This is a genomic window from Methanosarcina sp. 1.H.T.1A.1, from assembly GCF_000979295.1.
Lineage (GTDB): Archaea > Halobacteriota > Methanosarcinia > Methanosarcinales > Methanosarcinaceae > Methanosarcina.
Genome location: NZ_JJQY01000012.1, coordinates 1 through 24,250 on the forward strand (window position 1 = coordinate 1; position 24,250 = coordinate 24,250).

The 24,250-nt window shown below is 43.9% G+C and carries 27 protein-coding genes; 10 read left to right on the plus strand and 17 right to left on the minus strand.

Annotated elements, in window-relative coordinates:
- Positions 1 to 592: 592 nt before the first annotated feature.
- Both hdrC and hdrB read left to right on the plus strand, forming a co-directional pair.
- The gene (hdrC, locus tag EO95_RS01555; RefSeq protein WP_048131514.1) at positions 593 to 1,078 is read left to right on the plus strand and encodes a CoB--CoM heterodisulfide reductase subunit C; all 486 of its coding nucleotides are present in this window, start codon (positions 593 to 595) and stop codon (positions 1,076 to 1,078) included.
- Between the two features lie 14 nt (positions 1,079 to 1,092).
- Entirely contained in the window at positions 1,093 to 1,995 is a 903-nt protein-coding gene (hdrB, locus tag EO95_RS01560) for a CoB--CoM heterodisulfide reductase subunit B (protein ID WP_048131515.1), read from the plus strand.
- 117 nt (positions 1,996 to 2,112) lie between these two features.
- On the opposite strand, the gene EO95_RS01565 is transcribed toward hdrB, so the two are convergent.
- The 7 genes from EO95_RS01565 to EO95_RS01595 all read right to left on the minus strand — a co-directional run bounded on the left by EO95_RS01565 (position 2,113) and on the right by EO95_RS01595 (position 7,058).
- The gene (locus EO95_RS01565) at positions 2,113 to 2,559 is read right to left on the minus strand and encodes a DUF1284 domain-containing protein (protein WP_048131516.1); all 447 of its coding nucleotides are present in this window, start codon (positions 2,557 to 2,559) and stop codon (positions 2,113 to 2,115) included.
- A gap of 52 nt (positions 2,560 to 2,611) precedes the next feature.
- Positions 2,612 to 3,112 carry a DUF1847 domain-containing protein gene (locus EO95_RS01570; RefSeq protein WP_235282813.1) on the minus strand — a complete coding sequence of 167 codons (501 nt, stop codon included), beginning with the start codon at positions 3,110 to 3,112 and terminating at the stop codon, positions 2,612 to 2,614.
- Positions 3,113 to 3,353: 241 nt separating this feature from the next.
- Positions 3,354 to 4,052 carry a DUF169 domain-containing protein gene (locus EO95_RS01575; protein WP_048131518.1) on the minus strand — a complete coding sequence of 233 codons (699 nt, stop codon included), beginning with the start codon at positions 4,050 to 4,052 and terminating at the stop codon, positions 3,354 to 3,356.
- Between the two features lie 205 nt (positions 4,053 to 4,257).
- On the minus strand, positions 4,258 to 5,202 hold the full coding sequence (locus tag EO95_RS01580; protein ID WP_048131519.1) for an ATP-binding protein: 945 nt from the start codon (positions 5,200 to 5,202) through the stop codon (positions 4,258 to 4,260).
- Positions 5,199 to 6,056: an ATP-binding protein gene (locus EO95_RS01585; protein WP_048131520.1), complete on the minus strand. Its 858-nt coding sequence runs from the start codon at positions 6,054 to 6,056 to the stop codon at positions 5,199 to 5,201. Before EO95_RS01585 ends, EO95_RS01580 begins: the two co-directional genes overlap by 4 nt.
- A gap of 44 nt (positions 6,057 to 6,100) precedes the next feature.
- A complete protein-coding gene (locus tag EO95_RS01590; protein ID WP_048131521.1) occupies positions 6,101 to 6,466 on the minus strand; it encodes a NifB/NifX family molybdenum-iron cluster-binding protein in 366 nt (121 codons plus the stop codon).
- 220 nt (positions 6,467 to 6,686) lie between these two features.
- Positions 6,687 to 7,058: a NifB/NifX family molybdenum-iron cluster-binding protein gene (locus EO95_RS01595; RefSeq protein ID WP_048131522.1), complete on the minus strand. Its 372-nt coding sequence runs from the start codon at positions 7,056 to 7,058 to the stop codon at positions 6,687 to 6,689.
- Between the two features lie 215 nt (positions 7,059 to 7,273).
- Between EO95_RS01595 and EO95_RS01600 the strand changes: the two genes are divergently transcribed.
- The 4 genes from EO95_RS01600 (at position 7,274) to EO95_RS01615 (ending at position 10,244) form a co-directional block, all read left to right on the plus strand.
- Positions 7,274 to 7,612, plus strand: a complete 339-nt coding sequence (locus EO95_RS01600; protein ID WP_048131523.1) for a DUF134 domain-containing protein — start codon at positions 7,274 to 7,276, stop codon at positions 7,610 to 7,612.
- Positions 7,613 to 7,673: 61 nt separating this feature from the next.
- Positions 7,674 to 8,516: an Mrp/NBP35 family ATP-binding protein gene (locus EO95_RS01605; RefSeq protein WP_048131524.1), complete on the plus strand. Its 843-nt coding sequence runs from the start codon at positions 7,674 to 7,676 to the stop codon at positions 8,514 to 8,516.
- 403 nt (positions 8,517 to 8,919) lie between these two features.
- Positions 8,920 to 9,423 carry a co-chaperone YbbN gene (locus EO95_RS01610; protein WP_048131525.1) on the plus strand — a complete coding sequence of 168 codons (504 nt, stop codon included), beginning with the start codon at positions 8,920 to 8,922 and terminating at the stop codon, positions 9,421 to 9,423.
- Positions 9,424 to 9,593: 170 nt separating this feature from the next.
- A complete protein-coding gene (locus tag EO95_RS01615; RefSeq protein WP_048131526.1) occupies positions 9,594 to 10,244 on the plus strand; it encodes a cytochrome c biogenesis CcdA family protein in 651 nt (216 codons plus the stop codon).
- An 857-nt stretch (positions 10,245 to 11,101) separates the two neighbouring features.
- Here the strand turns inward: EO95_RS01615 and EO95_RS01620 are convergent.
- From EO95_RS01620 to cbiT, 8 genes are all read right to left on the minus strand, one after another.
- Positions 11,102 to 11,659, minus strand: coding sequence for a hypothetical protein (locus tag EO95_RS01620; RefSeq protein ID WP_156163950.1), 558 nt, complete (start codon positions 11,657 to 11,659; stop codon positions 11,102 to 11,104).
- Positions 11,660 to 12,099: 440 nt separating this feature from the next.
- Complete coding sequence (locus EO95_RS01625) at positions 12,100 to 12,831, minus strand: precorrin-8X methylmutase (RefSeq protein ID WP_048131528.1); 732 nt, start codon at positions 12,829 to 12,831, stop codon at positions 12,100 to 12,102.
- The gene (cobJ, locus tag EO95_RS01630) at positions 12,821 to 13,621 is read right to left on the minus strand and encodes a precorrin-3B C(17)-methyltransferase (protein WP_048131529.1); all 801 of its coding nucleotides are present in this window, start codon (positions 13,619 to 13,621) and stop codon (positions 12,821 to 12,823) included. Before cobJ ends, EO95_RS01625 begins: the two co-directional genes overlap by 11 nt.
- A complete protein-coding gene (locus EO95_RS01635) occupies positions 13,590 to 13,943 on the minus strand; it encodes a cobalamin biosynthesis protein (RefSeq protein ID WP_048131530.1) in 354 nt (117 codons plus the stop codon). Before EO95_RS01635 ends, cobJ begins: the two co-directional genes overlap by 32 nt.
- A 66-nt stretch (positions 13,944 to 14,009) precedes the next feature.
- A complete protein-coding gene (locus EO95_RS01640) occupies positions 14,010 to 14,468 on the minus strand; it encodes a cobalamin biosynthesis protein CbiG (protein WP_235282814.1) in 459 nt (152 codons plus the stop codon).
- 80 nt (positions 14,469 to 14,548) lie between these two features.
- Positions 14,549 to 15,277: a cobalt-precorrin-4/precorrin-4 C(11)-methyltransferase gene (locus tag EO95_RS01645; RefSeq protein ID WP_048131532.1), complete on the minus strand. Its 729-nt coding sequence runs from the start codon at positions 15,275 to 15,277 to the stop codon at positions 14,549 to 14,551.
- Between the two features lie 115 nt (positions 15,278 to 15,392).
- Positions 15,393 to 16,001 (minus strand): cobalt-factor II C(20)-methyltransferase, encoded by a 609-nt coding sequence (locus tag EO95_RS01650; RefSeq protein WP_048131533.1) that lies wholly within the window; start codon positions 15,999 to 16,001, stop codon positions 15,393 to 15,395.
- 78 nt (positions 16,002 to 16,079) lie between these two features.
- Positions 16,080 to 16,634 (minus strand): precorrin-6Y C5,15-methyltransferase (decarboxylating) subunit CbiT, encoded by a 555-nt coding sequence (gene cbiT, locus EO95_RS01655; protein ID WP_048131534.1) that lies wholly within the window; start codon positions 16,632 to 16,634, stop codon positions 16,080 to 16,082.
- A 799-nt stretch (positions 16,635 to 17,433) separates the two neighbouring features.
- Between cbiT and EO95_RS01660 the strand changes: the two genes are divergently transcribed.
- Entirely contained in the window at positions 17,434 to 18,756 is a 1,323-nt protein-coding gene (locus EO95_RS01660; RefSeq protein ID WP_048131535.1) for an isopropylmalate synthase, read from the plus strand.
- A 250-nt stretch (positions 18,757 to 19,006) separates the two neighbouring features.
- Here the strand turns inward: EO95_RS01660 and EO95_RS01665 are convergent, their stop codons facing one another.
- On the minus strand, positions 19,007 to 20,035 hold the full coding sequence (locus EO95_RS01665) for an isocitrate/isopropylmalate dehydrogenase family protein (RefSeq protein ID WP_048131536.1): 1,029 nt from the start codon (positions 20,033 to 20,035) through the stop codon (positions 19,007 to 19,009).
- A 605-nt stretch (positions 20,036 to 20,640) separates the two neighbouring features.
- On the opposite strand from EO95_RS01665, the gene EO95_RS01670 reads away from it, so the two are divergent.
- Positions 20,641 to 21,483 carry a TatD family hydrolase gene (locus EO95_RS01670; RefSeq protein ID WP_048131537.1) on the plus strand — a complete coding sequence of 281 codons (843 nt, stop codon included), beginning with the start codon at positions 20,641 to 20,643 and terminating at the stop codon, positions 21,481 to 21,483.
- 190 nt (positions 21,484 to 21,673) lie between these two features.
- Here EO95_RS01670 and EO95_RS01675 read toward each other — a convergent pair whose 3' ends face one another.
- Positions 21,674 to 22,159: a multiprotein bridging factor aMBF1 gene (locus EO95_RS01675; protein WP_048131538.1), complete on the minus strand. Its 486-nt coding sequence runs from the start codon at positions 22,157 to 22,159 to the stop codon at positions 21,674 to 21,676.
- A 30-nt stretch (positions 22,160 to 22,189) separates the two neighbouring features.
- Between EO95_RS01675 and EO95_RS01680 the strand changes: the two genes are divergently transcribed.
- Positions 22,190 to 23,515 carry a proteasome-activating nucleotidase gene (locus EO95_RS01680; RefSeq protein WP_394297337.1) on the plus strand — a complete coding sequence of 442 codons (1,326 nt, stop codon included), beginning with the start codon at positions 22,190 to 22,192 and terminating at the stop codon, positions 23,513 to 23,515.
- A gap of 138 nt (positions 23,516 to 23,653) precedes the next feature.
- Positions 23,654 to 24,244, plus strand: coding sequence for a DUF99 family protein (locus tag EO95_RS01685; protein ID WP_048131540.1), 591 nt, complete (start codon positions 23,654 to 23,656; stop codon positions 24,242 to 24,244).
- Positions 24,245 to 24,250: the final 6 nt, after the last annotated feature.

Genomic DNA, 24,250 nt, shown 5'->3' on the forward strand with positions numbered 1-24,250 from the left:
AGATGTGTATAAGAGACAGGAACATATCAGAGCAAAAGCTGCACGGAAAGAATAGAAACCTATATGGGGATGTGGGATTTTACGGCAGGAAACTTGATTTTTATATAAGAAGAGACATATTAGAAACCATCAAAGATTTTACGGGGCATAGAAAAATATAACCTTTGCCCATGAACGTTAAACCGGACCTGAAAAATGATATTAAAAAATAAAGTTACAACCACTCCTGAAAAGATATACGCTATTTTTGATTTCAATAAAGTCTCCAATAAGTATTCAGGAACTGTGGTCCATCTCTCGATCTCGGATTTTAACCCTGAATAGATTTAGTTTAGGTTAAATATTATGAGAGTAATACGAACATATGGTAGGGAATTTATGTCAACTACCCCTGAGTGCAGTGTTTTACTCTGATCTCAGTGTTTTACTCTGATCTCAGTGTTTTACTCTGATCCCAGTGTCTTACTCTGATCCCAGTGTCTTACTCTGATTTCAGTGTTTTACTCCGATCTGTTTCTTTCGATCATATTTGCTTTTTTAAAACGGAAGAATCAATATAAAAACCAGACTCAAAACCAGACAGTGAACCTGTATGAGTGAAGAATTGCTAAAAGTGTTAAAGGCGGCAGGACTTGAGGTACTTTCCTGCATGCACTGCGGCACATGCACAGGAAGCTGTCCTTCGGGACGGCATACCGGGCTCAATACCCGAAGAATAATTCGAGATGCACGCAAGAACAGAGCTACTGTTCTCTCAGATGACGCCCTGTGGCTCTGTACAACCTGCTACACATGCCAGGAGCGCTGCCCACGCGGAATACCAATCACAGATGCTATTCTTGAGTTAAGGAGGCTCGCAGTCAGGGAAGGTTTCATGCTTCCCGAACACCGCCGTGTTTCGGAAATGGTGCTTGAGTGCGGACATGCAGTCCCCCTCGATGAGGAAACAAAGAAAAAAAGGGAAGAACTCGGGCTGGACCCGATACCTGAAACCGTCCAGAAATATCCGGAAGCTCTTGATGGGCTGAAAATCCTTCTCAAAACCTGCAAATTCGACGAGCTTGTGGCTGAAAAATAAGGAGGCAGAAAAATATGGCAAAACTATCGCTGTTTCTTGGCTGTATCGTACCCAACCGCTACCCGGGAATTGAGAAAGCAACAAAACTCTGCCTGCAAAAACTTGAAGTTGATGCATCCGACCTGCCAGGAGCCTCCTGCTGCCCTGCCCCGGGAGTGTTCAAGTCTTTTGATAAAGCAACCTGGCTTGCCCTTGCCAGCCGAAACATCGCCCTCTCGGAAAAAATGGAGAGGGATGTCCTGACAGTTTGCAACGGCTGCTATGGGTCCCTGGCAGACGCGAATATAGAACTTAAAAAAGACCCTGAAATGAAAGCCTGCACAAACACCTGCCTCAAAGAGATAGGCATGGAGTTTAAGGGAACCGCAGAGGTAAGGCACATAATCGAGTTTCTTCACAGGGAATTCGGACCTGAGAAACTCAAGGGCTGCATCACAACCCCCCTTGACCTGAAAGTAGCCCTTCATTACGGATGCCACCTGATCAAGCCCTCAAAGGACAGAAACCTTGGAGAAACAGAAGCTCCGGTATTCTTTGATGAGCTGGTTGAAGCCACTGGTGCAAAAAGTGTGGATTATACAGACAAAATGATGTGCTGCGGAGCAGGAGGAGGCGTCCGTTCAGGGCACGCTGCCGAATCCCTGGAAATGCTTGAACATAAGCTTGCCTGCATCCGGAATGCAGGAGTGGACTGTATTGTCAATGCATGCCCCTTCTGCCACCTTCAGTTTGACAAAGGGCAGCTTGCAGTCAATGAGAAGTTCGGAACTGACTACTCTATCCCCGTTCTCCATTACTCCCAGCTCCTTGGCCTTGCTCTCGGCTTTTCTCCGGACGAGCTGGGGATAGAACAGAATGCAGTCCAGAACATTGAATTTCTTGCAAAAATCTATGAAATCAGTGCAGGCTTGAGGTAAATAACCGGAAATCAGGCAGAACGCTTGAAAAAGAGGTTTAAGAAAAAAAGGTTAAGAAAGTGTTTTAAGCCGGGAACTCGGCATCCCCTCGAGGACTTAGTCCAGCCCGTCTTATCTTTATTCCTGCATATACCAGAGGCATTTCTGCCTCCATTTGCAGGCCCCACATACATCTTCGATATCCGAAGCTTTGTTAAGTTTTGAATTTATGAGCCTGAAGGCTTCATCTGCCTTTATAACAGTTCCGTCATCTATCCTTAATTTCTCCAGGACAACGAGGTCCATTTGCCTGATCCCGCGGGAGAGAGCAGATTCCTGAATGGTGCATTCCCTTTTACTGGGACAGGAAACGCAGATTGCATCACACACAGTTACAAGCTTGAGAAGTCTGGAAGGAAGAGTCTCAAGATCCGAAATCACAGCCCGCATATTGGCAACAAAAGCCGGGCTGTATCCATATCCCTGGAATCCCTGGATACAACAGAGGTGATGAGCCCTGATTTTCAGGAGTTCGGAATCGGGTTTAGAGTCAGTTTCAGATTTACATTTCGATTTTTCAGACATGCATTTCTCCAGGGCTTAAAATCACAAAAATAAAAGAATTATTTCTACAAATTCATTCTATAAAATCAATTTCTGAATCCCCGAGATAGGGCAATTCCAGGAGCGGAAGTGTTATCGAAGGGGCTTCCGAGTATTCTGCAAAGAGAATATCATAGCCGGTCTTGAGCCCAAGCATGATATTCAGGTTAGTGTGATCATCGTTAAGGAGGAGGGCCTGTCCTATAGGATTGCAGACAGCTTCAAATTCCAAATTGCCGGTTTTTCTGAGACCAAGACTTTCTTTTTCGAGGCTGCAAACCTTGCAGCAAACTGAAAACACCTCAAAATATCTTGAAAGTAGATCATAAACCAGCCTTGCTTCCCTCTCATGCTCAATACAGAAAGCAATTCCTATCCTCCTGTACCCAAGCCTCTTTGAGTAAATTGCAATTTCTTCTAATTTTGTCCTTTTTGCAGAGTCTGACTCAAGCCAGGCGGCCATCTGGATCGATTTAAGATCATCGCCGCTATACTCGAGTCTCGATTTGATAACAGAGCAGTTTTTGCCTATCAAACATTCCTTATTTCTGCACAACGCACACTGCACACTTTTTCTCCAAGGGATTTTTAACACCAATAGGATACTATAATCATAAATAAACTTTGCAGGTATAAATATTTCTATGAGAGCCAGAAAATGTACTGGTAGAATTGATGATAAGTAAAATAGATGAAAAAACTCAATGAGAAAAGAAAAAACTCAATGAGAAAAGAAAAAACTCAATGAGAAAAGAAAAAATGGAAAAATCAAGGATTTATTTCTGCCTTGCTTTCGGCAACGGACCTTCGGAGAGTTTTTCAAGGGCATTAACAATGTTTTCAAGTTTATTGAAAGGAATCCCCATAAGCATTTCATCATTTTCGATGTCAGTAGCTTTCCTGCACCCGAAGCAGCCTAAAGAGATATTTATTTCCCCAGTCAAGGTCGGCAGGATAGTTGTGTCGGCGCAGGTTGCCTGAAAAGCTGCACTGCTAAAGTTTACCCTCCCGCCTTTATAGTAGGTACTTGCCGGGACTATCCAGTAAACGGTTTCCGGCCTGTCCACAAGAATAACTACATCGGGCTCGACCTTTGCATCCTTCAGAGGCCCTACAACAGTTGCGGTTCTACTTTCGGGCTCAAAAATGGGACGGTTTGCGATCATTCCTGCTGCTGCCTCCACACTATCAAACATCCCAAGGTTATGGTGGAACTCTCCTGAAGCCACCTTTTCAGGCGAAGGAATGATCCCAAGGCTTGAGGCTCCTACCACGCAGGCATGTTTACCTGCAGGAATTATGAAAGACTCCCCTTTCCTGGCTTTCATGATAGACTGGCAGTGCCTGAGGTTTTTCTCGGGCTCTTTATACCCTTCGGGCATAGGCTCTCCTTTTTTAACAACTTTCACTGCCACCGGTTCGTACCTGAGGTCAAGGAACTTGACCAATTTCTCTGCAAGTTGAGTATAATCCATTTTATTCCCTCACCAACTACTTATTGAACTCACTATAGAATTATAGAACTCACTATAGAATTATTTAATTCACTGCCGAATTATTGAGATCAGTGCCGAATTAATACCAGCTTCATCAACTGTTTATGAATAAGATTCAAAGGACAGACTGCAATATTAGTTAACAGTTGCCATATTATTTAACTTTCTAACATTTGAGTTAAAATTATTCCGAAAAGTTAAGGTTCCCTGATCCGGAGGCTTTTGGGCATATTTCGTTATTGAAAGTTTCTGAAAGCCTTATTTCGATCTCTGCCCAGAGGTTACGTACAATATTTGCAAACTCTACAGCCCCGGTGTCCCCGGAATGAGCAGCATATTCGATCACGGTTTCTTCCATCATCATTGCCTCTGTAGTTATGTCCGCATAAGGTAAACGGGCAAGAAGAGGAATTCCGGCTTCCCTGCAAAAAGCCTCAATTTCAAGGCTCTTTTTCTCGTTGAGATCATATTTGTTAATGCAGGCAACAGTCGGGATTTTGAAATATGCAGTAAGTTCGATTGCCCGTTTCAGGTCGTGGAGTCCGGAAACAGTGGGTTCGCTAAGCACAAGGACAAGGTCTGTTCCGGTAATTGCTGCCATAACAGGGCAGCCAGTGCCGGGAGGGCCGTCAATAAGAACGAGTTTGCAGGAATATCTATCTGCAAGTTCTACGGCCTTTTTTCGGACCAGGTTCACAAGTTTTCCACTTGCTTCCTCTCCAGTGCCCAGTTTTGCATGAGCCATTGGCCCGAAACGGGTTATGGAGGAAACTGCCTGCCCAGAAACTCTCGGCATCAGGGAAACCGCGTTTTCAGGGCAGGCGACAGTACAGACTGCACAACCTTCGCAGCCATACGGATTTATCGTGAAGTTTTCAAGGACTGCTCCGAATCTGCAGGTTTCCCGGCAGATGCCGCAGTCAGTACAGAGATTCAGATCAATGGAAGCAAGTTCCAGTCCCAGACAATCCTCTGTTTTAAGTACCTGGGGCTTAAGGATAAGAGGCAGGTCGGATGCATCAACATCACAATCAGCAAGTACAGCATTTCCGGAGAGAGAAGAAAAGGCAGCTGTAAGGGTGGTCTTTCCACATCCACCTTTTCCGCTAATTATAGCCAGCTGCCTCATTGTACCCCCGTACTTTTACAAGCCAGTGCTTTTATCGTTTCGAACATATCTTCGAACTTTTCCTTCCAGTCAGGCATTTCCTTAACAAAGGGAATGCCCTCTGAATAGAGCCTGGCAATCATCCTATCATTAGGAATGCGGAGCAGAATAGGAATCCCTTCAGCTCTGCAAAACTCTTCCACCCTTGAATCTCCAAGCCCGTCACGGTTGAGAACGACCCCCACAGGAACATTAAGAGCCCTTGTAGCTTCCAGGGCAAGAAGGAAATCGTGGAAACCGAATGGAGTCGACTCTGTCACAAGCACACAGTAATCCGCACCCCCAATGACTGCAAGGACTGAACATGCCGTTCCGGGAGGGGAATCAATGATTGCAGGTCTGCTTTCATCGAGATGCCGCTGAAGCGACCTGATGACCGGCGTTGCCATAGCTTCCCCTATGTTCAGGATACCGCGGAGAAATTTAAGAGAGGTTTGAGAAGATGATGCTTTTTCGATCCTTCCGATAGACCTGGGCTTTTCTTCTATGGCTCCTGCCGGACAGACAAGGCTGCAGCCGCCACAGCCGTGGCAGAGGGAAGGAAAGAACATGATCTGTATGGGAAGGGCAGCCAGAGCATTATACTTACAGAAATCAGCACAATTCCCGCAAAGAGTACACTTATCAGGATTAATTTCCGGAACCAGACAGGTTACTTCTTCTACAGGCTCCAGTTCAAAATCCAGAAACAGGTTGCAATTAGGCTCTTCCACATCACAGTCAAAAAGCTGCACGTCTTCGAGAGCAAGAGCAAGGTTTACTGCAACCGTGGTTTTCCCTGTACCGCCTTTGCCGCTTGCAATTGCAATTTTCATGAGCTGCGCCTTCTCACCCTTACATAAACTGAGGAGCCCATCTCTCAGTGATGGTGCTCGTGTTCTGCACAGGTGTTTTCGGCACTGGCACTACGGAGCTGACCTGCTTTCCAGGCTCCGATCGCATCCTGAACCGTACCTTCGACACCCACGAAAACATTGATTCCATAAGACTCAAACATCTTGACAGCTTTGTACCCCAGTCCCGAACAAAGCATAATATTCACCCCATTTTTATAAAGGAACTCAGGAGGCAGGCCTACTCCACCCATATGCTCGCTAGTATTAGGGATTACGGAAACTTCTCCACTGTCAGTATCCAGGATAGTATAAGTGGGAGCCTTTCCAAAGTGCTGTTCTATAGTTCCTTCCATGCCGTTGTTATCTCTTGTAGGTACACATACTTTCATATAGCTCACCTTTAAATTTCCAGACATTTCACAGAAAATATTGTTACAAAATTTTTCTTATTTATGAGATTTTGTTCTTAGTAGCTGTCACAAAATAAATTATGTATATTTATCACAGAGTTGGTTTGCAATTAGTGATAATGATCTTGAAAATCAAGGCATCCAATCGAACCATGTGCATAGTTTTTTCTGTGACGGGTCCTTAGTTTGGACCTTTAACTCAACTCTTCCTCATACCGATATGAGTGGAAGCGTTCGGGCTCTCAAGGAGGGAAAGCTTTCCGGATTGATACTCTCGAAGGGCAAAGGATACCGTACCTCTGATTCCAGAATGGATTTCAATACCTGCTTCGGAGAGTATGGAGAAAGAGTTCGGCCCCACACTTCCCGTTAAGAGGGTGTCTACCCCTGCGCTCGCAATTTCCTCTGCTGCCCGGATCCCTGCGCCACCGGAGGCTTCGGACCCGGGATTTTTGATTGATGTTACTGACCCTATCTCCGGATCAATGATCACAAAATAATTGCATCTTCCGAATTGAGGGTCCACTTCAGAATCAGGATCCTTTCCAAAGGCACTTATGCAGATTTTCATATTTTATGCTCCAATATAAAATCCGCTGACTCTCAAACCATACATTTCTCTGTAGATTTTTCGAATAAAGTGGAGGCATATCAGCCCCTCACAAACGCAGAGACGTCAGAGATATAGAAAGTACAATTTCACCCATATGAGTGTAAATATTTATAGTTTTCTATTTGAAAAGAGAAATTGTTATATATTTATTCAACAATGTACATAAGTAACCTATGAAAAAATGCAGAGGAAGACCAAAATGCCCGAGGCGCGTTGAGCAAACCCCTGATGTCACATATTTCAAGCCCAGGGGGGTTCCACTTTCGGATCTTGAAGTGGTATCCCTCACAGTAGAAGAACTTGAAGCCCTGAGGCTTGTGGATGTTGAAGGCCTTAGACAGGAGGACGCAGCCACCAGGGTAGGGATATCAAGGAGAGCGTTCTGGGAAGACCTGAAAGCCGCCAGAATGAAAGTAGCACTCGCCCTCAGCACAGGAAAAGCGATTGAGATAAAAGGCGGTAACTATATCAGGGCTGAGGGTACTGACATTAGAGATGATGTTGACGCGTAAAAGAGAGATTTGAAACGGGGAAAAACTGAAAAATGCGGAATTTTTACACAGGCGATAAAAAATGAAAGATAAGGTTCAATCACTGGAAAGCTTATCGAAAAAGCCCGAGGAGCCAAAAATCGTAGTCAGCCTCAGGCGCATCAAACGCAAGATAATGGTAATGAGCGGGAAAGGCGGAGTAGGAAAAAGTACGGTTGCCGCAAATCTCGCTGTCGGGCTTGCCCTCCGCGGACACAGGGTCGGTCTTCTTGACTGTGATATCCACGGTCCGACTGTCCCTACTATCTTCGGGCTGGAGTCCGCAAGACCTGAAGTAAATGAAGAAGGAATTATCCCAATTCAGGTGCTTCCCAACCTCTCAATAATGTCTATTGGTTTCCTGCTCGAAAACAAAGACTCACCTATAATCTGGAGGGGACCTGCCAAAATGGGAGCAATCAAGCAGTTCCTGGAAGAAGTTTACTGGGGGAAGCTTGACTTTCTGCTTATCGACCTTCCGCCGGGAACGGGAGACGAACCCCTGAGTGTAGCCCAGCTTATCCCCAACTGTGACGGTTCCGTGCTTGTTACAACCCCTCAGGATGTAGCCCTTATCAGTGTTCGGAAATCAATCACATTCTCGGAAAAACTAAATGTACCTATAATAGGGCTTGTGGACAATATGCATGGACTTATCTGCCCTCACTGCAATAAGCCTATAGATGTATTCGGAAGTGGAGGCGTTGAAAAAGCCGCAGAAGACTTTAATGTCCCTGTCCTTGCCAGACTTCCTATAGAGCCCAAAATCGCAGAAATGGAAGACAAGGGTACGATCGTTCAGGACCAGCTTAAACACAGCACGGAGTGGCAGAAGAATTTTGAAAATGTCGTGAATGCAGTAGAAAAAATCCTTGAGGAAAAGTAAGGCAGAGTAAAAAGGTTTACACAATTCATAATTATTAAGTTTCTTTATCGGAATTGCATTCCTTTATCGGAATAGATCCTTTTTATTTTTCTTTTTATTTTTTGTTTATATAATGTATTTCCCGGATTTTGGATTCCATTCCTGCCACAGGAATCTAATATAGTTATTGATATTTATCCTATCGAATCCCTTTAATCGAGTGGTCCGCAGATAGATATTCACATATAGGTATTTACAGATAATTCGTACCGTAGTTTACGGTTAATTATTTGAGTGTTATGGATAATTCTATTGCAGAATTCAGGCTTTCAGAATCAGTAGAAATAAAATTATTTGTGATAAGAGAGAATTATCAATACAGAAAGCCTAAAGAACTATAAAAAGAACAACCAATGTTGAGAACATGAATAAATTAATTATATTACTAATCCTGCTTACAGCTGTGCTTTTTACGGCAGGCTGTACTGAAAACCCGGACAACTCCACAAGTACTCAGGAAATCCAGGAGAAAAGTGTTGTTGTAGAAATAACCGATCTGGAACAGATAAATACATCCATTCAGGAAGGCCCGGTTTTATTGAAAATTGGATCTGAGAGATGCGGACCGTGTCGGCAGATGAAACCCATCCTGAGCGAGCTGGCTGCAGAATACGGAGGAAGAGCCGTGGTCATGTCTGCAGATATAGATCAGAGCCCTCACCTAGCAGCATATTTCAGAATAGCTTATATCCCGGATTCCTTTGTAGTCGTAGGCATTGAAAACGGAGAATATGTTTACATGCAGGAAGATGGAAACGTTACCACAGACAGATTCCAGGCAAGAGTTATGGGACTTGGAGAAAAGCAGGTGTACGAAGAGCTCCTTGACAGGGCTATTCTTTACTATGAGAACGTAAATGCAGAATAAAAAGTGACCTGCCCGGAAAAACGGCATCAAACATCCTGCATCGGCTGAAAATTCAGGCTTTCGACGGAGTTTGGACTGAAAACAGATTTCCGGATAAAAAAGCAGTATTATAAAAAACTAAAGTAAAAAACTAAAATAAAAAACCGAACTGAAAAACAGCGAACCAGACCATGTATTATGAAGCGATTTCCCCTCTAGCTGCATTTGGCGCAGGAGTACTCAGCGTCCTGTCCCCATGCATCCTCCCCCTTCTTCCTGCAGTCCTTGCAAGCTCAACAGGAAAAGGAAAGTTAAGACCCCTTGCTATAGTACTTGGAGTATCGATATCCTTTACCCTCATGGGAGTTGTGACCTCCACTTTCGGAGCAGCTTTTCAGGCGTACATAGGGCAGCTGAAAATCCTTGCAGAGATTCTTATTATCACAATGGGTCTTGCAATACTCTTTGATATAAGCCTGTTTAACGCCTTTGCAAGATTCCCCCTTCTTGCAGGAATGAAAGACGAAGGACCGATCTCTGGCTTTCTTTTAGGGCTTTCCCTCGGAGTGCTCTGGATCCCCTGTGTGGGACCGATCCTTGCCTCAATCCTGACCATGGTAGCCCTGGAAGGAAACGCTGCTACCGGTGCACTAACCCTTTCCATTTATTCTGCAGGGTTTGCGGTACCCATGCTACTACTCGCATACTCAGCTCACCTCTCCACTTCGAAAATAAAGCTCATATCAAAGTATGACGTAGCCTTCAAAAAGGGAGCCGGAATAGTGCTTATCCTTGTAGGGTTCTCGATGGTCTACCAGAACCACTTAAGGTGGTTACTTTAAGTATTTAGTAAGTAAGATGTGTATATTGAACACAATTTAAAAATTGAAACATAATTTGAAACACAGATTTTGAGAAGGAAACAGTAAATTTGACCTGTTTCATCTCATACCATTTCTTCAACATCCATGGAAATTGAGACAATCTCGCCGGACTCATAGTCCTTGCTGTACAACCTTATATCGACTAAAGCGTGACTATACGGAATCTCCAGTTTAGACATGCTTGTAATCTGGTTATTCATGGTTACATTAAATATGTACTCTCTTTTTTCCTTGTGAAACCTTAAACTAAAAGGACGAGATCGCGACACATCACTTTCAGGTTCTAAACTGCATATTTAATTTATAATTTATTCGGGATGTGGATCAAATACTTCAATTGTCACATCAGGATTCTTAATATAGTGATTGTGTATTACAAAAAGCGATGCTGCAGGTCCCCAAAACATAAAAGGAACAGGAATATACAAAATAAAAACAGTTGTCACGACAATGATACCTGAAATAACCAGCTTATTGAAGTTATTGCCCAATTGGTTCACCCGGAGGAGAATGTAAAAAAATGTGCGCATAACTTCATATTATTTATTCTTAAGCCTTATACTAAAATAGTCAACTACAGATCTAAATTTATATAAAGGAAAAATAATATTGAGATGTAAAGCACTGGTACTCTTTCATTAATCGGCATAACGTCAGTGAATTTGCTTAATTCGTTTTTATCCGAAGAGAACAAGAGAAAAGAATAAAAAGGGTTTTTAAGACCCTTGAATTAGATAAGTTGAACATAAAGCCTTGCACACAATTGGAAGGTTTTTTAGAGTCTTTTAAAATCCCTTAAAAACGGGATTTTAGAATCATTTTTCCATACTCATATAAGCAGACTTAAAAATGTTCATCCATGAGTAAGAACTTGGTCCAAGATCGTTCCCATTTATTAACCCGGTGGCTATGGCCTCTCTGGAAAGCGAATTTTCAGCACTCCTGAATACATAGTCCCCATCCCTTGAGCTCGATCTGTAACTGCCCTTTGAAACATCACCAATGCCAGTCCAGTCAGCACTGACAGTTAAAGTCCCGGCCTCTTCAAATGTATAGTACTCTTCCGTTTCGTCGTAGTACCATTCGGAGACATCAATCTCAACTTCGGACAGGCTTGCAGAATTAAGCTTTTTATCTATGCTGAAAACATTATCCTCTGTAAACATGTATCCGTACTTCTCGGAAGAGTAACCCGTTGTTTCGTCGTACGTCCAGATTGAGACGTAAATGTCAGTTCCATAGTCTGTTTCAGTTACAGAAAGATAAGTATAGGTAGCTACATCATCATTTGTTTCAACCCAGTCTGCAGATGCATGTGCACCGTTATTTCGTTCTATTGTTTTAGATTCAAGTGCCTGTACACCCATAGCCATTGAAAGCAAGACTATGAGAGCAAATATTATTGTATATGATTTCCTCATTTTATTCCTCTATCTACTCAAATACTAGTTGAGATATAAGCAAAAATAATTTTTTAAAAATTGTTTTTGCCCATATATGATCTAATTTGTTTTTATTAGATCGAGCATAGATGAGATTTCTTAGTATAAAAAAACTGTGCAACAATATTTACAAATTAAAATACAATTTGGAAAAAATAATCATGAAAAATAAAAAAAAGAGTGAGATCAGATTGTTTAAATTATAAACCTGAAGCCTCATTTGAAGTTAAAATCTCCTGCTGGGAGATAAAACTGCTCTGCTAATAGAGTTTCTATAGACCCCTAAATACAGATCAGAATATTAAGCGCAGAGCATATGGAAAATGAAAAAAGGCTGAGATAAGAAAATTAAAAAAAGAAAGCAGAGAATTTTACTCCTCGCTTTCCCTTGCAATTGCTACGAGCTCGTTTACGCAGGCAACAGCCATCGGAGTTCCTCCCCTTGTCCCTACACAGCTGATTGAGGGAACAGGGATATTCAGATTCCTGACCATTTCCCTGGATTCGGCTGCGTTTACAAAACCAACAGGAAGCCCGATTATAAGAGCAGGCCTCACGCCTTTTTCGATCAGCTTGCAGACCATGATGAGGGCAGAAGGTGCATTTCCGATTGCGATAATGCTTCCGTCCAGCCTGTCTCTGGCAGCAAGGAAACCTGCCGAAGTCCTGGTTATCCCGTACTTATTAGCGATTGCAGCGTCCCGGTCTTCGTCAAGCACGCAGATGATTTCGGATTTGTGCCCGGCTTTTGTGATCCCGGCTTTTACCATGTTGATATCCACAAAGATAGGGGCACCTTTTTTAATTGCTTCAACCCCGGCAGGGATGGGGTCATTGTTAAAGCGCATGATGTCTGCAACGGAGAGGTCTCCGGTGGCAATAACGCAGCGCTGACGGAAACGGTCTTCGGGGGTGTTATTCCCGACGATTTCCTGGATCATTGTCCGGCTTTTCATATAGATGGCTTTGGCCTCTTCAGTCCTTGCGCCGGAGTCCCTGCAAATGCCCACAAGTTCGGGGTCTACTTCCACTGTAAGCTCGGTAAACTCTTCGAGGTTTTCGAGAGCCCCTGCTTTCCCTTCACTGCTTTTTTCAGTAGTCATATTTCTTATGATACCCCCTGGGTGTTATGATGAGATCCTTTTTCGGAGATTTCCAGGTCCGGGAATCCCCATTGCCTACGAGAATGACTGTGCTCATGTCCACCCAGTCCTCAGACTCCATGACTTCCCCGAGGGTTGTCACGATCTGGTCCTCCCCTTCGCCTCTCATGGCATTCTTGACAAGCCCCACAGGCACGGAATCGGCCTTGTACTTGCGGATGATTTCGATTGCCCTTGCAAAGTTGGACTGTCTCTTGCGGCTCTTTGGGTTGTAGAGCCCTATCACGAAATCAGCGTCTGCAGCCATATGAAGCCGCTTTTCGATGACTTCCCAGGGAGTTAAGAGATCGCTTAAACTGATCACCGCAAAGTCCGTCACCACGGGTGCACCGAGAATGCTTGCCCCGGCAAGGATTGCTGTGACCCCGGGCAGGATTTCGATGTCCACGTCAAGGTTCTCGTGTTCAGCGACCTCCATCACGATGCCGGCCATGCCGTAGACGTTGGTGTCGCCCCCGCTGAGCATGACCACGTTTGCGGTTTTTGCAAGTTCCACGGCTTTTCGGGCTCTTTCAACCTCTTTTCCCATAAAACTTCGGATTACCTCCTGAGTACCGAGAAGACTTTCCATCTGGTCCAGGTAGGTACTGTTCCCGAGAATATAATCAGCATTGAGGATTACGTCCCGGGCTTTGAGGGTCAGCTGTTCCACGGAGCCCGGTCCGATCCCTACAACGTAGAGTTTTCCGCCGGATGCCTTATCTTGCGATTGCGATTGTGACTCTGCCATAGACTTTCTTCCTGAAAATCAATTCGTGTTTTTCCGAGAGAGCAAGAGCTGCAGGCTCTGCAACCCCTTTTAACCCAAAGCGCGAAGCCTGGGATGAGGACGGGGGGTTGTAGCTGTTCAGCACTTCGTCCGGCAAAAACTTAACCGGAATACTGAGCAATTCTCCTGCTTCCAGCAGCCCCTGTTCATTTTCTTTAAGTTTCGCAGAGGCAAAGCCCGTGATCTCTTTGAGACTCAGGCTGCACTCATCAAGCGCCTGTTTTACGGCGTCAATGACTTCTTCTTTTGTTATGCCCCTGCGGGTTCCGATTCCGATAATCATCAGTAATCTTTTATCCACTGCTTTTTCATGCAGTTTCGTAATTTAGTCAGCTATTAGCGTAAATTGTTAGCTGTTTCCGGCACTGCCGTCCTTTACTTCAGCAGCTTGTTTATTTCTCACAAGCACGGAAACATCCTCGTCCACAATAACAATCCTGGGCCCCTTAACCTCAAGCACCTCTACCTGCTGGTCAAGGAGTGCACAGTTTACAGCGATTGTGGACTCTTTATTAAAGATCTCGCAGCCAAACCTATCAGCAATTCCCTCAACAGAGGGTTTACCGTGAACCTCAGTAGCTGTGGTGAGCACAGGAACTGCACCCAATTCCGCAATCTTCCGGGAAATCTCGTTTGCCCCGTGATGCCCTCCAAGGAGGGGAATTGCGAAATTCAGGTTTGAGTCCACAACGACCACTGCAGGGTCCGACCACTTATTATCGAGAAGAGGGGCAATATCCCTTACTACAATGCCTGTAGCAAAGACTGCAACGATTGCCCCGTAGTTTTCAAAGGCTTTCCTGAACACGCCTTTTTCATAGAGAAGAAGGTCGGCTTCAAGATGCTCTGCTATCCGTGATGCAATTTCCCTGTTCCTTTCAAAGGTAATTACAACGGTTCCTGGGCCACTCCGTATAGGTAGGACCTCCTGTAGTTTTTAGGGTCAACAACCCCACCGATAATTATCATTGCCGAGCGCTTGATCCCTGCATCTTTAACCTTATCTGCAATATCTTCTACAGTCCCTGTGATGACTTCTTCATCCTCCCAGGATGCATGGAAGACAACTGCAACAGGCGTATCTTTAGGGCAGCGGACTTTTTCCATAATTTCCCTGATCTTCTGGGTACCAAGGAAAATTGCCATGGTGGTATTATAGGCAGAAAGCTCGGGAATAAGGTCTTTTTCCAGGGTTTTTCCCGCAGGGCGGGTGATGATAAGAGTATCGGAAACACCGTTGAGAGTAAGCTGGGTGCCCAGAGCGGCTGCGCTTGCAAAGACAGACGAGACGCCTGCTACCCTTTCGACTCCGATATTGTATTTTCTCAACTCTTCCATCTGCTCTATAACAGACCCGTAAAGAGAGGGGTCTCCGCTGTGAAGGCGTACCACGAACTTTCCTGCATCCACGGCATCGGCAATTAGTTTCGTGGTTTCATCAAGGGTAAGCCCGTAACTATCTACTTTCTCTCCCTTCGTGTAGTTAAGGACTTCGGGGTTTACCAGGGAACCCGCGTATATAACAAGGTCCGCTTTTTCAAGCATCTCACGCCCCAATACGGTAATCAGTTTGGGGTTTCCAGGGCCTGCCCCTACAAAATATACTTTTCTTTCCATCTGACCATTCCCTTTGCTTTTCTGTAACTGGTTCAAAGTTATATGCTGAAATTCAAACTCGTATGCCGATACTCAAAGTTGTATAACGATCATTAAAAGTTTCATTTTAGTGGATTCATTTCTTTCCGTAAATGATACTGAAATAGTTCCCTTTTTCCGGGATATCTTCTTTCTTACTGATAATCAGTTCATTATCCGAAAAGAGCCTCTCTGCAAAAATAAACTCCCTGTACCCTTCAGTTTCGAGCTGTTCCATAATCTTTCTAGGCTGTGTGGCTTTAAGGTGGATCTTATACCCGATTTCAGAACCGTCACTTACCTCAAAGGAACTCTCAACTGCTACATTAGTCCTTGCAGCAAAAGACGTGATTGAACTTATTCCCGGCACTGTTGCAGTCTCAACATCCGGGTAGTGCCTGTTCATGACCTTTTTCAGGTGGGTGAAAGTAGAGAAAAAGTTTGGGTCACCTATAAGCCCGAAAGCTACTGTCCCTTTTCTTGACTCTTCTGCTACCCGGTCTGCATTTTCTTTCCAGAGGGCGTTCAGGACTTCGATATCCCTTATCATGGGAAACTCAAGGATTTCGGCATCCGCATAAGGGGCTACAAGGTCTTTTGCCAGGCGTCCTGGAACATATACCTTATCACTGTTTTTCAAAACATCCACTGCTTTCAGGGTCAGAAGCTCAGAGTCTCCGGGACCAAGTCCTACTCCTATTAACATATTATAGCTCCATAGTTTTTTTAATAGGTAAATGTAAAACGTGATTTCATTAAACTGATGGGGATTAAAGGATAATTTTCAGGCTTGCTTTTTTCCGACAACTATGTATACCGGGTTTTCGGGTTTGAACATAGTCTCTCCGGCAATCGGGGCACTTCTCGAGACTGCAACGTGGACTACCTCATCAAAAATCCCCAGTCTCTTCATAGCCTCGATCGTTCTGACAACGGTTTCAATGCGAACTGCGTTTACCACAATGCTGCGGGCTTTTTTTTCAACAAGCTTCTCAAGTACGGTGTCAATGTTTTTAGTTCCACCAACAAAAGCGCAGTCAATTGAATCGATAGACCCCCCAGAGCCAAGGAGATCCGAGGCTTCACCGGCTAAGATCCTGGCATTTTCGATCTTGAAATTCTTAAAGTTCGCTTCCGTAGCAAAGAGAGCTTCTTTACGTGCATCGATTGCATAGATAGTCAGGTTCCGGGTAATCCGGGCTGCTTCAATAGAGACCGAACCCGTACCGCAGCCTACATCTGCAAACCGATCCCCATCCTGCAGTCCGAGTTTGGAAAGGGAAACTGCAATTATTTCCGGTTTAGTCGGACCGCCGCTAACACTTACTATTTCGGACATGTTCTACCTCGGGAAAAGTAAAGCAAATATATTGAATATGAATTAAATATATGGCGATATAATTTGAAAATTATATTAAATTATGATGTAATAGTTCGAGCCTTCAATATACTATTTTTGTCAGGTGCAAACCATATGCAGATGCATATAGAAAGACTTTCATAAATTAGATGTTTCAGATTTACCCGATTATAAATATAACTTGCTGTAGATATACCTTATTATCGGCAAGAAGGGCAGTAAAGGAAAGTAAACTTTAATGAAGCCAAAAAAGAATCAGAAAAAACATATAGAAAAGTTTGTACTGGTTTTGAGCCGTACCTTAAAAAATGAGTCTTCAAAAACTTAAACAGGAATTCTTCGAAAATGAAGTGAGTATTCTTCTTAAGCATGTATTCTTCAAAGAATGTGGGAAAAAGGTTTTGAAAAGAAGTGAGAGAACGAAAATTTCCTGCAATGGGGAGATCATCCAAAATATTTTAATTATATAAATTTAAGAATACATATAGTAATTTTGAAAGAAAGAGATTTTAACTATAACAACACATGATAGTTAAGTTTCCGGTACTCCTGATAAAGTACCTCTTTGAGGAAAAGTTAAAACGCCCTTTTAAGAAAAAACGATGGTTATTCCCCGAATGAAATGTTTTTTAAACAAGAAGCGGAACGTCTTCGGGTTAATATCTGATTTTTTAATCTGTATACATAACAGCATCTTTTTGACAGGAAAAAACCCCAGCAGTGTAAGCCCGCTCTCTCGATACAGGGCCCTGCCACCTGAAAGAAAGGAGGATAATAGATGAAAATTTACGAATCATATGAAGATCTGCCCAAGCTAAAGCTGCCTTATGGAAACGAGATATTCATAAGTGACAGCACTATTCGCGATGGCTCCCAGATGCCGGGAATAGTCTTGAGCAGAGAACACAAAGTTCAAATCTATGAATACCTGCACGAGATAGGGATTGAGAAACTTGAAGCCTTTGTATTCAATAAAAGAGACAGAGATGCTGTTGAACTTATGTTCGACCGGGGATATGAGTGTCCTGAAATCACAGGATGGGCAAGAGCTTCAAGAGCTGACATTGACAAAATTCTGGAAGTAGATGGGCTTGAAGAGACCGGGATTTTGATGTCTGTCTCGGATACGCATATTCATTCAAAGATGAGGCTTTCGGGCAGGGGAGAGGCTGAAGAGAAATATCTTGACGCCCTTCAGTATGCAGTGGACCACGGGCTTCGTACAAGGGCTCATCTGGAAGATATGACGAGAGCTGACAATTACGGCTTTGTTTTCCCCCTGGTAAAAAAGATTATGGAGATCGACCCTAACTGCATAATAAGAGTTTGCGATACCGTTGGATATGGGATGCCGTTCATGAATATTGATGAACCTTACGGAATTCCGAAAATTATCCAGCACCTCAAAAAAGAGATTGGGGTCAAGAATATAGAAACTCATATCCACGACGATTACGGATTCGGGGCAGCAAGTTCAATTACAGGTTTCTGGCATGGGGCCAACTGGACAAGTGTAACCTTCCTGGGCATAGGAGAACGTGCAGGAAACAGCGAGATGGAAAAAATCCTGCTCTTCCTGGCAGACAGAGTTGAAGGTTTTGACAAATATAATCTTGAGCCCGTTACTCGTTTTGCAAAGTTTATGGAAAAAGAGCTGGGTCTCAGAGTCCCGAGAAATAAAGCTGTTGTCGGAAAAAATATATTTGCCCACGAATCAGGAATCCATGCCGCGGGGGTCCTGAAAAATCCCTTCAACTATGAACCCTACCCCCCTGAACTGGTAGGAGGCACCAGGCTTCTCCTCATAGGCGACTCTTCGGGCCTTGAGGTAATACGTCACAAGATCCAGGAAACTTTAAACAACCTCCTTGATGTCGAAACCATAGTCGAAAAAGATGACAGGAGACTGCTTAAGATCCAGACTGAAATCCAGAAGCTCTACGATAAAGAAGAAAGAGTCTCCTGTATCTCAGATGAAGAGCTCCTTGCTTACGTTGAGAAATACTTCCTCTACCAGCCAATCTGTGACCCTGCACATATGGGCGGAGGAAAATTAAAAAGCAAAGGAAAGATCCAGGAACCGGAAGAAGAAAAGGATTAAAGTCGCGAAAGAAAGCAGAATATACGGGATAACAGAGAAAAATCAGAAACCGAAGGACAAAGAATCAATAAAAGACAAAAAGAAGAAAGCAAACGAAAAAGAATCAGAAAAAGAATCAGAAAGAGAATTAGATAAAGTGGTATAAGGTTCTTCAGATCTGAGATCAGTTTTATAAAACCTTATATCAGTCTTCATCATTTATTTTGCTTAGGTTGCATTCAGATTCTCATTTTACAGATGCTCAAAATCCTTATTTCAGGATTTCTGCTGTGTATTTTGCAATCTCATCTGTCATCTGACTGAGTTTTGCACTGCCTCCAAGGTCATAGGTCACATACTTGCCTTCGGAGATTACGCGCTCAGTGGCTTTGAAGATAGCTTCTGACTTCTCCTTTTCACCAAGGTAGTCCAGCATCCAGGCTCCTGCAAGCACCGTTGCAACAGGGTTTACTTTATCCTGACCTGCATACTTCGGGGCTGAGCCGTGAGCCGGTTCAAACATTGCAAAATTGTCCCCAATGTTTGCAGAATAAATGAGCCCGATACTGCCAACAAGGGCTGAACATTCTTCACTGATAACGTCCATGAAGAGGTTGGTGGAAAGGAGGACCTTTTTGTTGAAGATCTGGGGATTCTTGATAAGCTGCTGGGCAATGTTATCAATATGATAGGGCCAGACCTCAATGTTCGGGTAGTCCTTTGAAACCTTTTCGACTTCTTCTAAGAAAGAGCCGCAGGTCAATTTCAGGATATTGCTTTTATGGATGGGCACAACAGTGTCGTAACCTCTCCTTTTAGCGTCCTCAAAGGCATAGCGGGCAATCTTGCTGGATGCCGTGCGGGTAATTTTCCTGATTGCAATGGAAACATCGTCTGTGAGCTGGATTTCCTCTCCGATGTAAAGCCCTTCCGTTCCTTCACGCACACAGACCATCTCGACATCCCCGAGAGGTGCACTTGAGTTCGGGAAGGTCTTTATTGGCCTGACATTTGCATAGAGGTCGTACTTTCTCCTGATGGATACAGCCACACTTCTCGGAGAACCGATTCCTCCGGGGGTTGTGGTAGGGCCCTTGAAACAGGCATCGGAGCTGTCAAGGATCTGCCAGGTCTCATCGGGGATAAGGGAATTGCCGCCATGCTGCTCCCACCAGCCTGCTCCTGCCTCACACATCACGAATTCGATATCAGTACCAGCGGATTCTGCAACTTTAAGCATTGCGTCCACAAGTTCGGGGCCTACCCCGTCACCTTTGATTACTGCTGCGGTTTTAGTCATGTTATCACCAGATCTATAAGGTTCGTGTTAAAAGAACCGTAGCGATTGAAAAGTTAAAAAGGGGAAACTTTTGAAGAATTTTGGAAGAATAATTGAGTCTCGCCGCGTACTCAACGTAAGGCTCATATTTCAACTTTTGGGTAATAATATAATAGTACTATAGAATAATGCATCCAGAAAATAGATACGGGTCCACAGAATATAATCCTGTCCTCGTGCCCTACAAAGATAGGTACAGTGTTCAAATTAAAACCATTGCCTGCACATATTAGTGGCTCTTCGTCATTCTCTGTGGATGGAATGATTCTCAATTCACGACCTCATTGGTTTTTATGATGAGACCCGCACGAAACAACAAAGAGCTCAATTAGTATTCAGATTATAGTATTACAATCCAGAAAGCCCTTCATAAAAATTCCAGAGATTTAGAATTCAGGCTACTGAATAGAGAGTTTGAAGAGAGTTTGAAGAGAGTTTGAAGAGAGTTTGAAGAGAGTTTGAAGAGAGTTTGAAGAGAGTTTTGAAGAGAGTTTTGAAGAGAGTTTTGAAGAGAGTTTTGAAGAGAGTTTTGAAGAGAGTTTTCAGGACATTTTCGAGGAATAAACATGCCTGCAAAAATTCCGATTACCGACAACCATATGCATATAGACCCAAGAGCCAGAGGGCTTGAAGCCGTAAAAGAGTTTCAGAGATCAGGCGGGACGCATATAATCCTGGTCGCCAAACCCAGCTGGTCCCTTGGAATTGCGGTCAGGAAACCTGAGGATTATCTTGCGGTCTTTGACGAAACCGTGGAAATAGCATCAAAAATCCGCGAGATTGGAGTTGGTGCTTTTCCGGTTCTAGGGGTCCACCCTGCTGAGATCTCAAAGCTTACGGAATACATGGAACTATCAGAAGCTACGGAAACCATGAAAAAAGGCCTTGAGATTGCTGCCGGATATGTGGAAAGAGGTCTTGCGGTTGGAATAAAATCAGGACGCCCGCACTATCCCGTACCCCCAGAGATATGGGCAGCCTCGAATGAGATAATGGAACACGCATTTTCTCTCGGAAAAGAACAGGACTGCGCAGTCCAGCTCCATACGGAAAGCGTGGGAAAGCCCGAACTTGAGGATATAGCAGAAAGGGCAAAAAAAACAGGAATAAAAATGTACAGGGTAGTCAAACATTACTCTCCGCCCCTTGTAAATACGTGTGAAGAACTTGGGATTTTTCCAGGGGTCATATCGGTTAAAGGAGCAATCGAGCAGGCGCTTGAAGAAGGGACTCGCTTTATGATGGAGACTGATTATATTGATGACCCTGACAGGCCGGGTGCGGTACTTGGCCCGAAGACGATCCCGAAAAGGACCATGAAACTAATTGAAACGCATGGGGAAGAACCTTTCTGGACCATTCATAAGGAAAATCCTGAAAAGGTTTATGATATAGAGATCGAGCTTTAACACGACTCCGAAAAGATAAAGACGGGTAAAAAAGCAGAGGACAAAACAATTACAAGAAGCTTAAAGGAAAACCTATTAGAATGAAAACTCTCTCCATTAGAATTGTTTCCGGAAGGAAAAACCTGCCGGAAACGATTGTTACTGCTGGAAAAAAAACCTCAATTAAAACCTTTACAGTTAAAACCCACACTTATTTGCGCTTAATTTTTACTATGTCGCCAAGAGTAGTATCTTTCCTCATGTGAGAGACTTCCTGCCCTGCGGCATCCGTGCGTTCGGTGAGTTTGATATTAAGGGCATGTTCCAGTTTCTTTCTAACAGATTCTTCGGGTACTATTTCGCTTCGTTCTATCTTTCTGATCAGGGATGCTTTTTCCTTGATGTTTTCAGCCAGATCTTCAAGAGACCAGCCTTTGGCTTCTCTGGCGTCTCGGATAATCTGATCGTAGTTGTCCAGAAGTTCATCTTTTAAAATATCGAAGAAATCCTTCTTTGGCCTCTTTTCAGTTCGTGATACCGTACGAACTACCGGAGAGACTTTCCTTGATACGGGCGTCCGTTTATCAACGGGTTTACCGTACGGTGCACATTTCGGGCAGACCTGGAGTTCGCTGTTATCAATTGTAACGGATATAGGCTTTTCACGGATCTCTGCACCACATATTTCGCACTGCATGTTGATCACTTCGAAAACGCTATATACGGTATGAACTTAAATAATATTCGGAGCTCCATGACGGAAAGTACCAAAAGTAAGGATGAAAGCATGCGCAGTCACCTTGTGAAGTCCGGATCTGTGTATGACGGAATCGAGCCTGGAGAGCTGGGGGAGTCAACTGAAAGCGTCCAGGACCGAGTGAGGCAACTTGAAAGCCGCAACAGTTTTCTGGAAGAGCAGTGTAGCCAGATAGAGTCCGAAAAACGCTATTTAGAGAACCAGAAGATCAAGTATGAGAGAGAAATACGAAAGCTTCAGTCAGAGCTTGATCGCATGAAGACCTCTCCGTTGATCATTGGTACGGTTATTGATGTGATCAAGAATGATCGTATAATTGTCCGTAGCAGTAACGGGCCTCAGTTTCTGGTTAACGTCTCACAATATATTGACGAGAAAAAACTGCTGCCAGGGGCAAAGGTTGCCTTGAACCAGCATACACTTGCCATTGCAGAGGTTATCCCTTCCACAGAAGAACCTTTTGTTGCCGCAATGGAGGTTATCGAAAGTGTTGAAGTGGATTATGATCAGATAGGCGGTCTCGAGGAGCAGATTCAGGAACTTCAGGAAGCAGTAGAACTTCCGCTAATTGAGCCTGAACGCTTTGACCGGATAGGGATTGAGCCCCCGAAAGGAGTACTACTCTACGGGCTTCCGGGCACGGGAAAAACCCTGCTTGCAAAAGCCGTAGCCCATAGAACCAATGCGACATTTATCAGAGTTGTGGGTTCTGAACTTGTACAGAAATACATTGGGGACGGCTCCAAACTGGTAAGGGAAATCTTCGAGATGGCACGGAAAAAAGCTCCCAGTATCATCTTTATCGATGAATTGGATTCGATAGCTGCAAGGCGTTTAAACGAGACGACTGGCGCAGACAGAGAAGTTCAGAGAACTTTGATGCAGCTTCTTGCAGAAATGGATGGCTTTGACAAGAGAAAGAACATTCGGATCATTGCAGCAACAAACCGGCCGGATGTCCTTGACCCTGCAATTCTCAGGCCAGGCCGTTTTGATAGGCTTGTCCATGTTCCGATGCCCGGAGTAGAAGCCAGAGGAAAAATCCTCGAAATCCATTGTGAAAGGATGACTCTTGCGGGAGAAATCGACTTTAAAAAGCTCGCAAAAGCTACCGAAGGGATGAGCGGAGCAGATCTGAAGGCAATTGCCACTGAAGCAGGCATGTTCGCGGTCAGAAAAGATAAGGAACTCGTTGAAATGGAAGATTTCCTCGAAGCAGTGGATAAGGTATCTGTGGCTGCAGATACGCAAAAAATGATGCCTAGCAGCCCTCCTGAGACGACAATGTTCGTGTAAAAAAACAGGGAGTCACAAAAGACCTTTTAAGGGTGTCCCATTTTTACCGGAAAATTCCTGTTTCCCGTTGATTTCTGCTGGGAGTGGCGTCATGGGGAACCGGTAAACTATTTTTGTAATTCAGACATAAAGATACCTGTGAGTTCAGATTTTCACATCAAACCCGAAATCCGAATTCTGGGCATAGACGACTCTGCGCTTCTTAATGAAAGGGTAATGATAGTAGGAACTGTTTTTAGAGGAGGAGACTGGATAGACGGAGTCCTGCGCTCGGAGATCACCAGAGACGGACTTGATGCTACCGAGGTGATAAGCACGATGATAAAGAATAGCAGGCATTACGGCCAGCTCAGAATTATCATGCTTGATGGAATCACTTACGGAGGCTTTAATGTTGTTGATATAGAGGAACTTTACAGAGAGACAGGACTTCCTGTTATTGTAATCATGCGTTCCTACCCGGATTTTGAAAAGATCCGATCTGCCCTCAGGCATTTCTCCGATGGAGATGTGCGCTGGGACATAATAAAAAAAGCCGGCAAAATAGAAAAGTTGATAACGAAAAAAAACGGAACTCCGACTTATATTCAGAAAGCCGGAATAGGGATAAAAAGCGCAGAAAAGATAGTCCGCCTCACTTCAATAAGAAGTAATATTCCGGAGCCTCTCAGAGTTGCCCATCTAATTGCAACAGGTATCATCTTTGGGGAATCAAGAGGAAAAGCATAATTGAAA

What these genes read in the sequence shown, in the direction of transcription:
- hdrC (WP_048131514.1), top strand. Translation starts at nt 593, where the DNA reads ATGAGTGAAGAATTGCTAAAAGTGTTAAAGGCGGCAGGACTTGAGGTA.
- hdrB (WP_048131515.1), top strand. Translation starts at nt 1,093, where the DNA reads ATGGCAAAACTATCGCTGTTTCTTGGCTGTATCGTACCCAACCGCTAC.
- EO95_RS01565 (WP_048131516.1), bottom strand. Translation starts at nt 2,559, where the DNA reads ATGTCTGAAAAATCGAAATGTAAATCTGAAACTGACTCTAAACCCGAT.
- EO95_RS01575 (WP_048131518.1), bottom strand. Translation starts at nt 4,052, where the DNA reads ATGGATTATACTCAACTTGCAGAGAAATTGGTCAAGTTCCTTGACCTC.
- EO95_RS01580 (WP_048131519.1), bottom strand. Translation starts at nt 5,202, where the DNA reads ATGAGGCAGCTGGCTATAATTAGCGGAAAAGGTGGATGTGGAAAGACC.
- EO95_RS01585 (WP_048131520.1), bottom strand. Translation starts at nt 6,056, where the DNA reads ATGAAAATTGCAATTGCAAGCGGCAAAGGCGGTACAGGGAAAACCACG.
- EO95_RS01590 (WP_048131521.1), bottom strand. Translation starts at nt 6,466, where the DNA reads ATGAAAGTATGTGTACCTACAAGAGATAACAACGGCATGGAAGGAACT.
- EO95_RS01595 (WP_048131522.1), bottom strand. Translation starts at nt 7,058, where the DNA reads ATGAAAATCTGCATAAGTGCCTTTGGAAAGGATCCTGATTCTGAAGTG.
- EO95_RS01600 (WP_048131523.1), top strand. Translation starts at nt 7,274, where the DNA reads ATGAAAAAATGCAGAGGAAGACCAAAATGCCCGAGGCGCGTTGAGCAA.
- EO95_RS01605 (WP_048131524.1), top strand. Translation starts at nt 7,674, where the DNA reads ATGAAAGATAAGGTTCAATCACTGGAAAGCTTATCGAAAAAGCCCGAG.
- EO95_RS01610 (WP_048131525.1), top strand. Translation starts at nt 8,920, where the DNA reads ATGAATAAATTAATTATATTACTAATCCTGCTTACAGCTGTGCTTTTT.
- EO95_RS01615 (WP_048131526.1), top strand. Translation starts at nt 9,594, where the DNA reads ATGTATTATGAAGCGATTTCCCCTCTAGCTGCATTTGGCGCAGGAGTA.
- EO95_RS01620 (WP_156163950.1), bottom strand. Translation starts at nt 11,659, where the DNA reads ATGGCTATGGGTGTACAGGCACTTGAATCTAAAACAATAGAACGAAAT.
- EO95_RS01625 (WP_048131528.1), bottom strand. Translation starts at nt 12,831, where the DNA reads ATGACTACTGAAAAAAGCAGTGAAGGGAAAGCAGGGGCTCTCGAAAAC.
- cobJ (WP_048131529.1), bottom strand. Translation starts at nt 13,621, where the DNA reads ATGGCAGAGTCACAATCGCAATCGCAAGATAAGGCATCCGGCGGAAAA.
- EO95_RS01635 (WP_048131530.1), bottom strand. Translation starts at nt 13,943, where the DNA reads ATGATTATCGGAATCGGAACCCGCAGGGGCATAACAAAAGAAGAAGTC.
- EO95_RS01645 (WP_048131532.1), bottom strand. Translation starts at nt 15,277, where the DNA reads ATGGAAAGAAAAGTATATTTTGTAGGGGCAGGCCCTGGAAACCCCAAA.
- EO95_RS01650 (WP_048131533.1), bottom strand. Translation starts at nt 16,001, where the DNA reads ATGTTAATAGGAGTAGGACTTGGTCCCGGAGACTCTGAGCTTCTGACC.
- cbiT (WP_048131534.1), bottom strand. Translation starts at nt 16,634, where the DNA reads ATGTCCGAAATAGTAAGTGTTAGCGGCGGTCCGACTAAACCGGAAATA.
- EO95_RS01660 (WP_048131535.1), top strand. Translation starts at nt 17,434, where the DNA reads ATGAAAATTTACGAATCATATGAAGATCTGCCCAAGCTAAAGCTGCCT.
- EO95_RS01665 (WP_048131536.1), bottom strand. Translation starts at nt 20,035, where the DNA reads ATGACTAAAACCGCAGCAGTAATCAAAGGTGACGGGGTAGGCCCCGAA.
- EO95_RS01670 (WP_048131537.1), top strand. Translation starts at nt 20,641, where the DNA reads ATGCCTGCAAAAATTCCGATTACCGACAACCATATGCATATAGACCCA.
- EO95_RS01675 (WP_048131538.1), bottom strand. Translation starts at nt 22,159, where the DNA reads ATGCAGTGCGAAATATGTGGTGCAGAGATCCGTGAAAAGCCTATATCC.
- EO95_RS01680 (WP_394297337.1), top strand. Translation starts at nt 22,190, where the DNA reads ATGAACTTAAATAATATTCGGAGCTCCATGACGGAAAGTACCAAAAGT.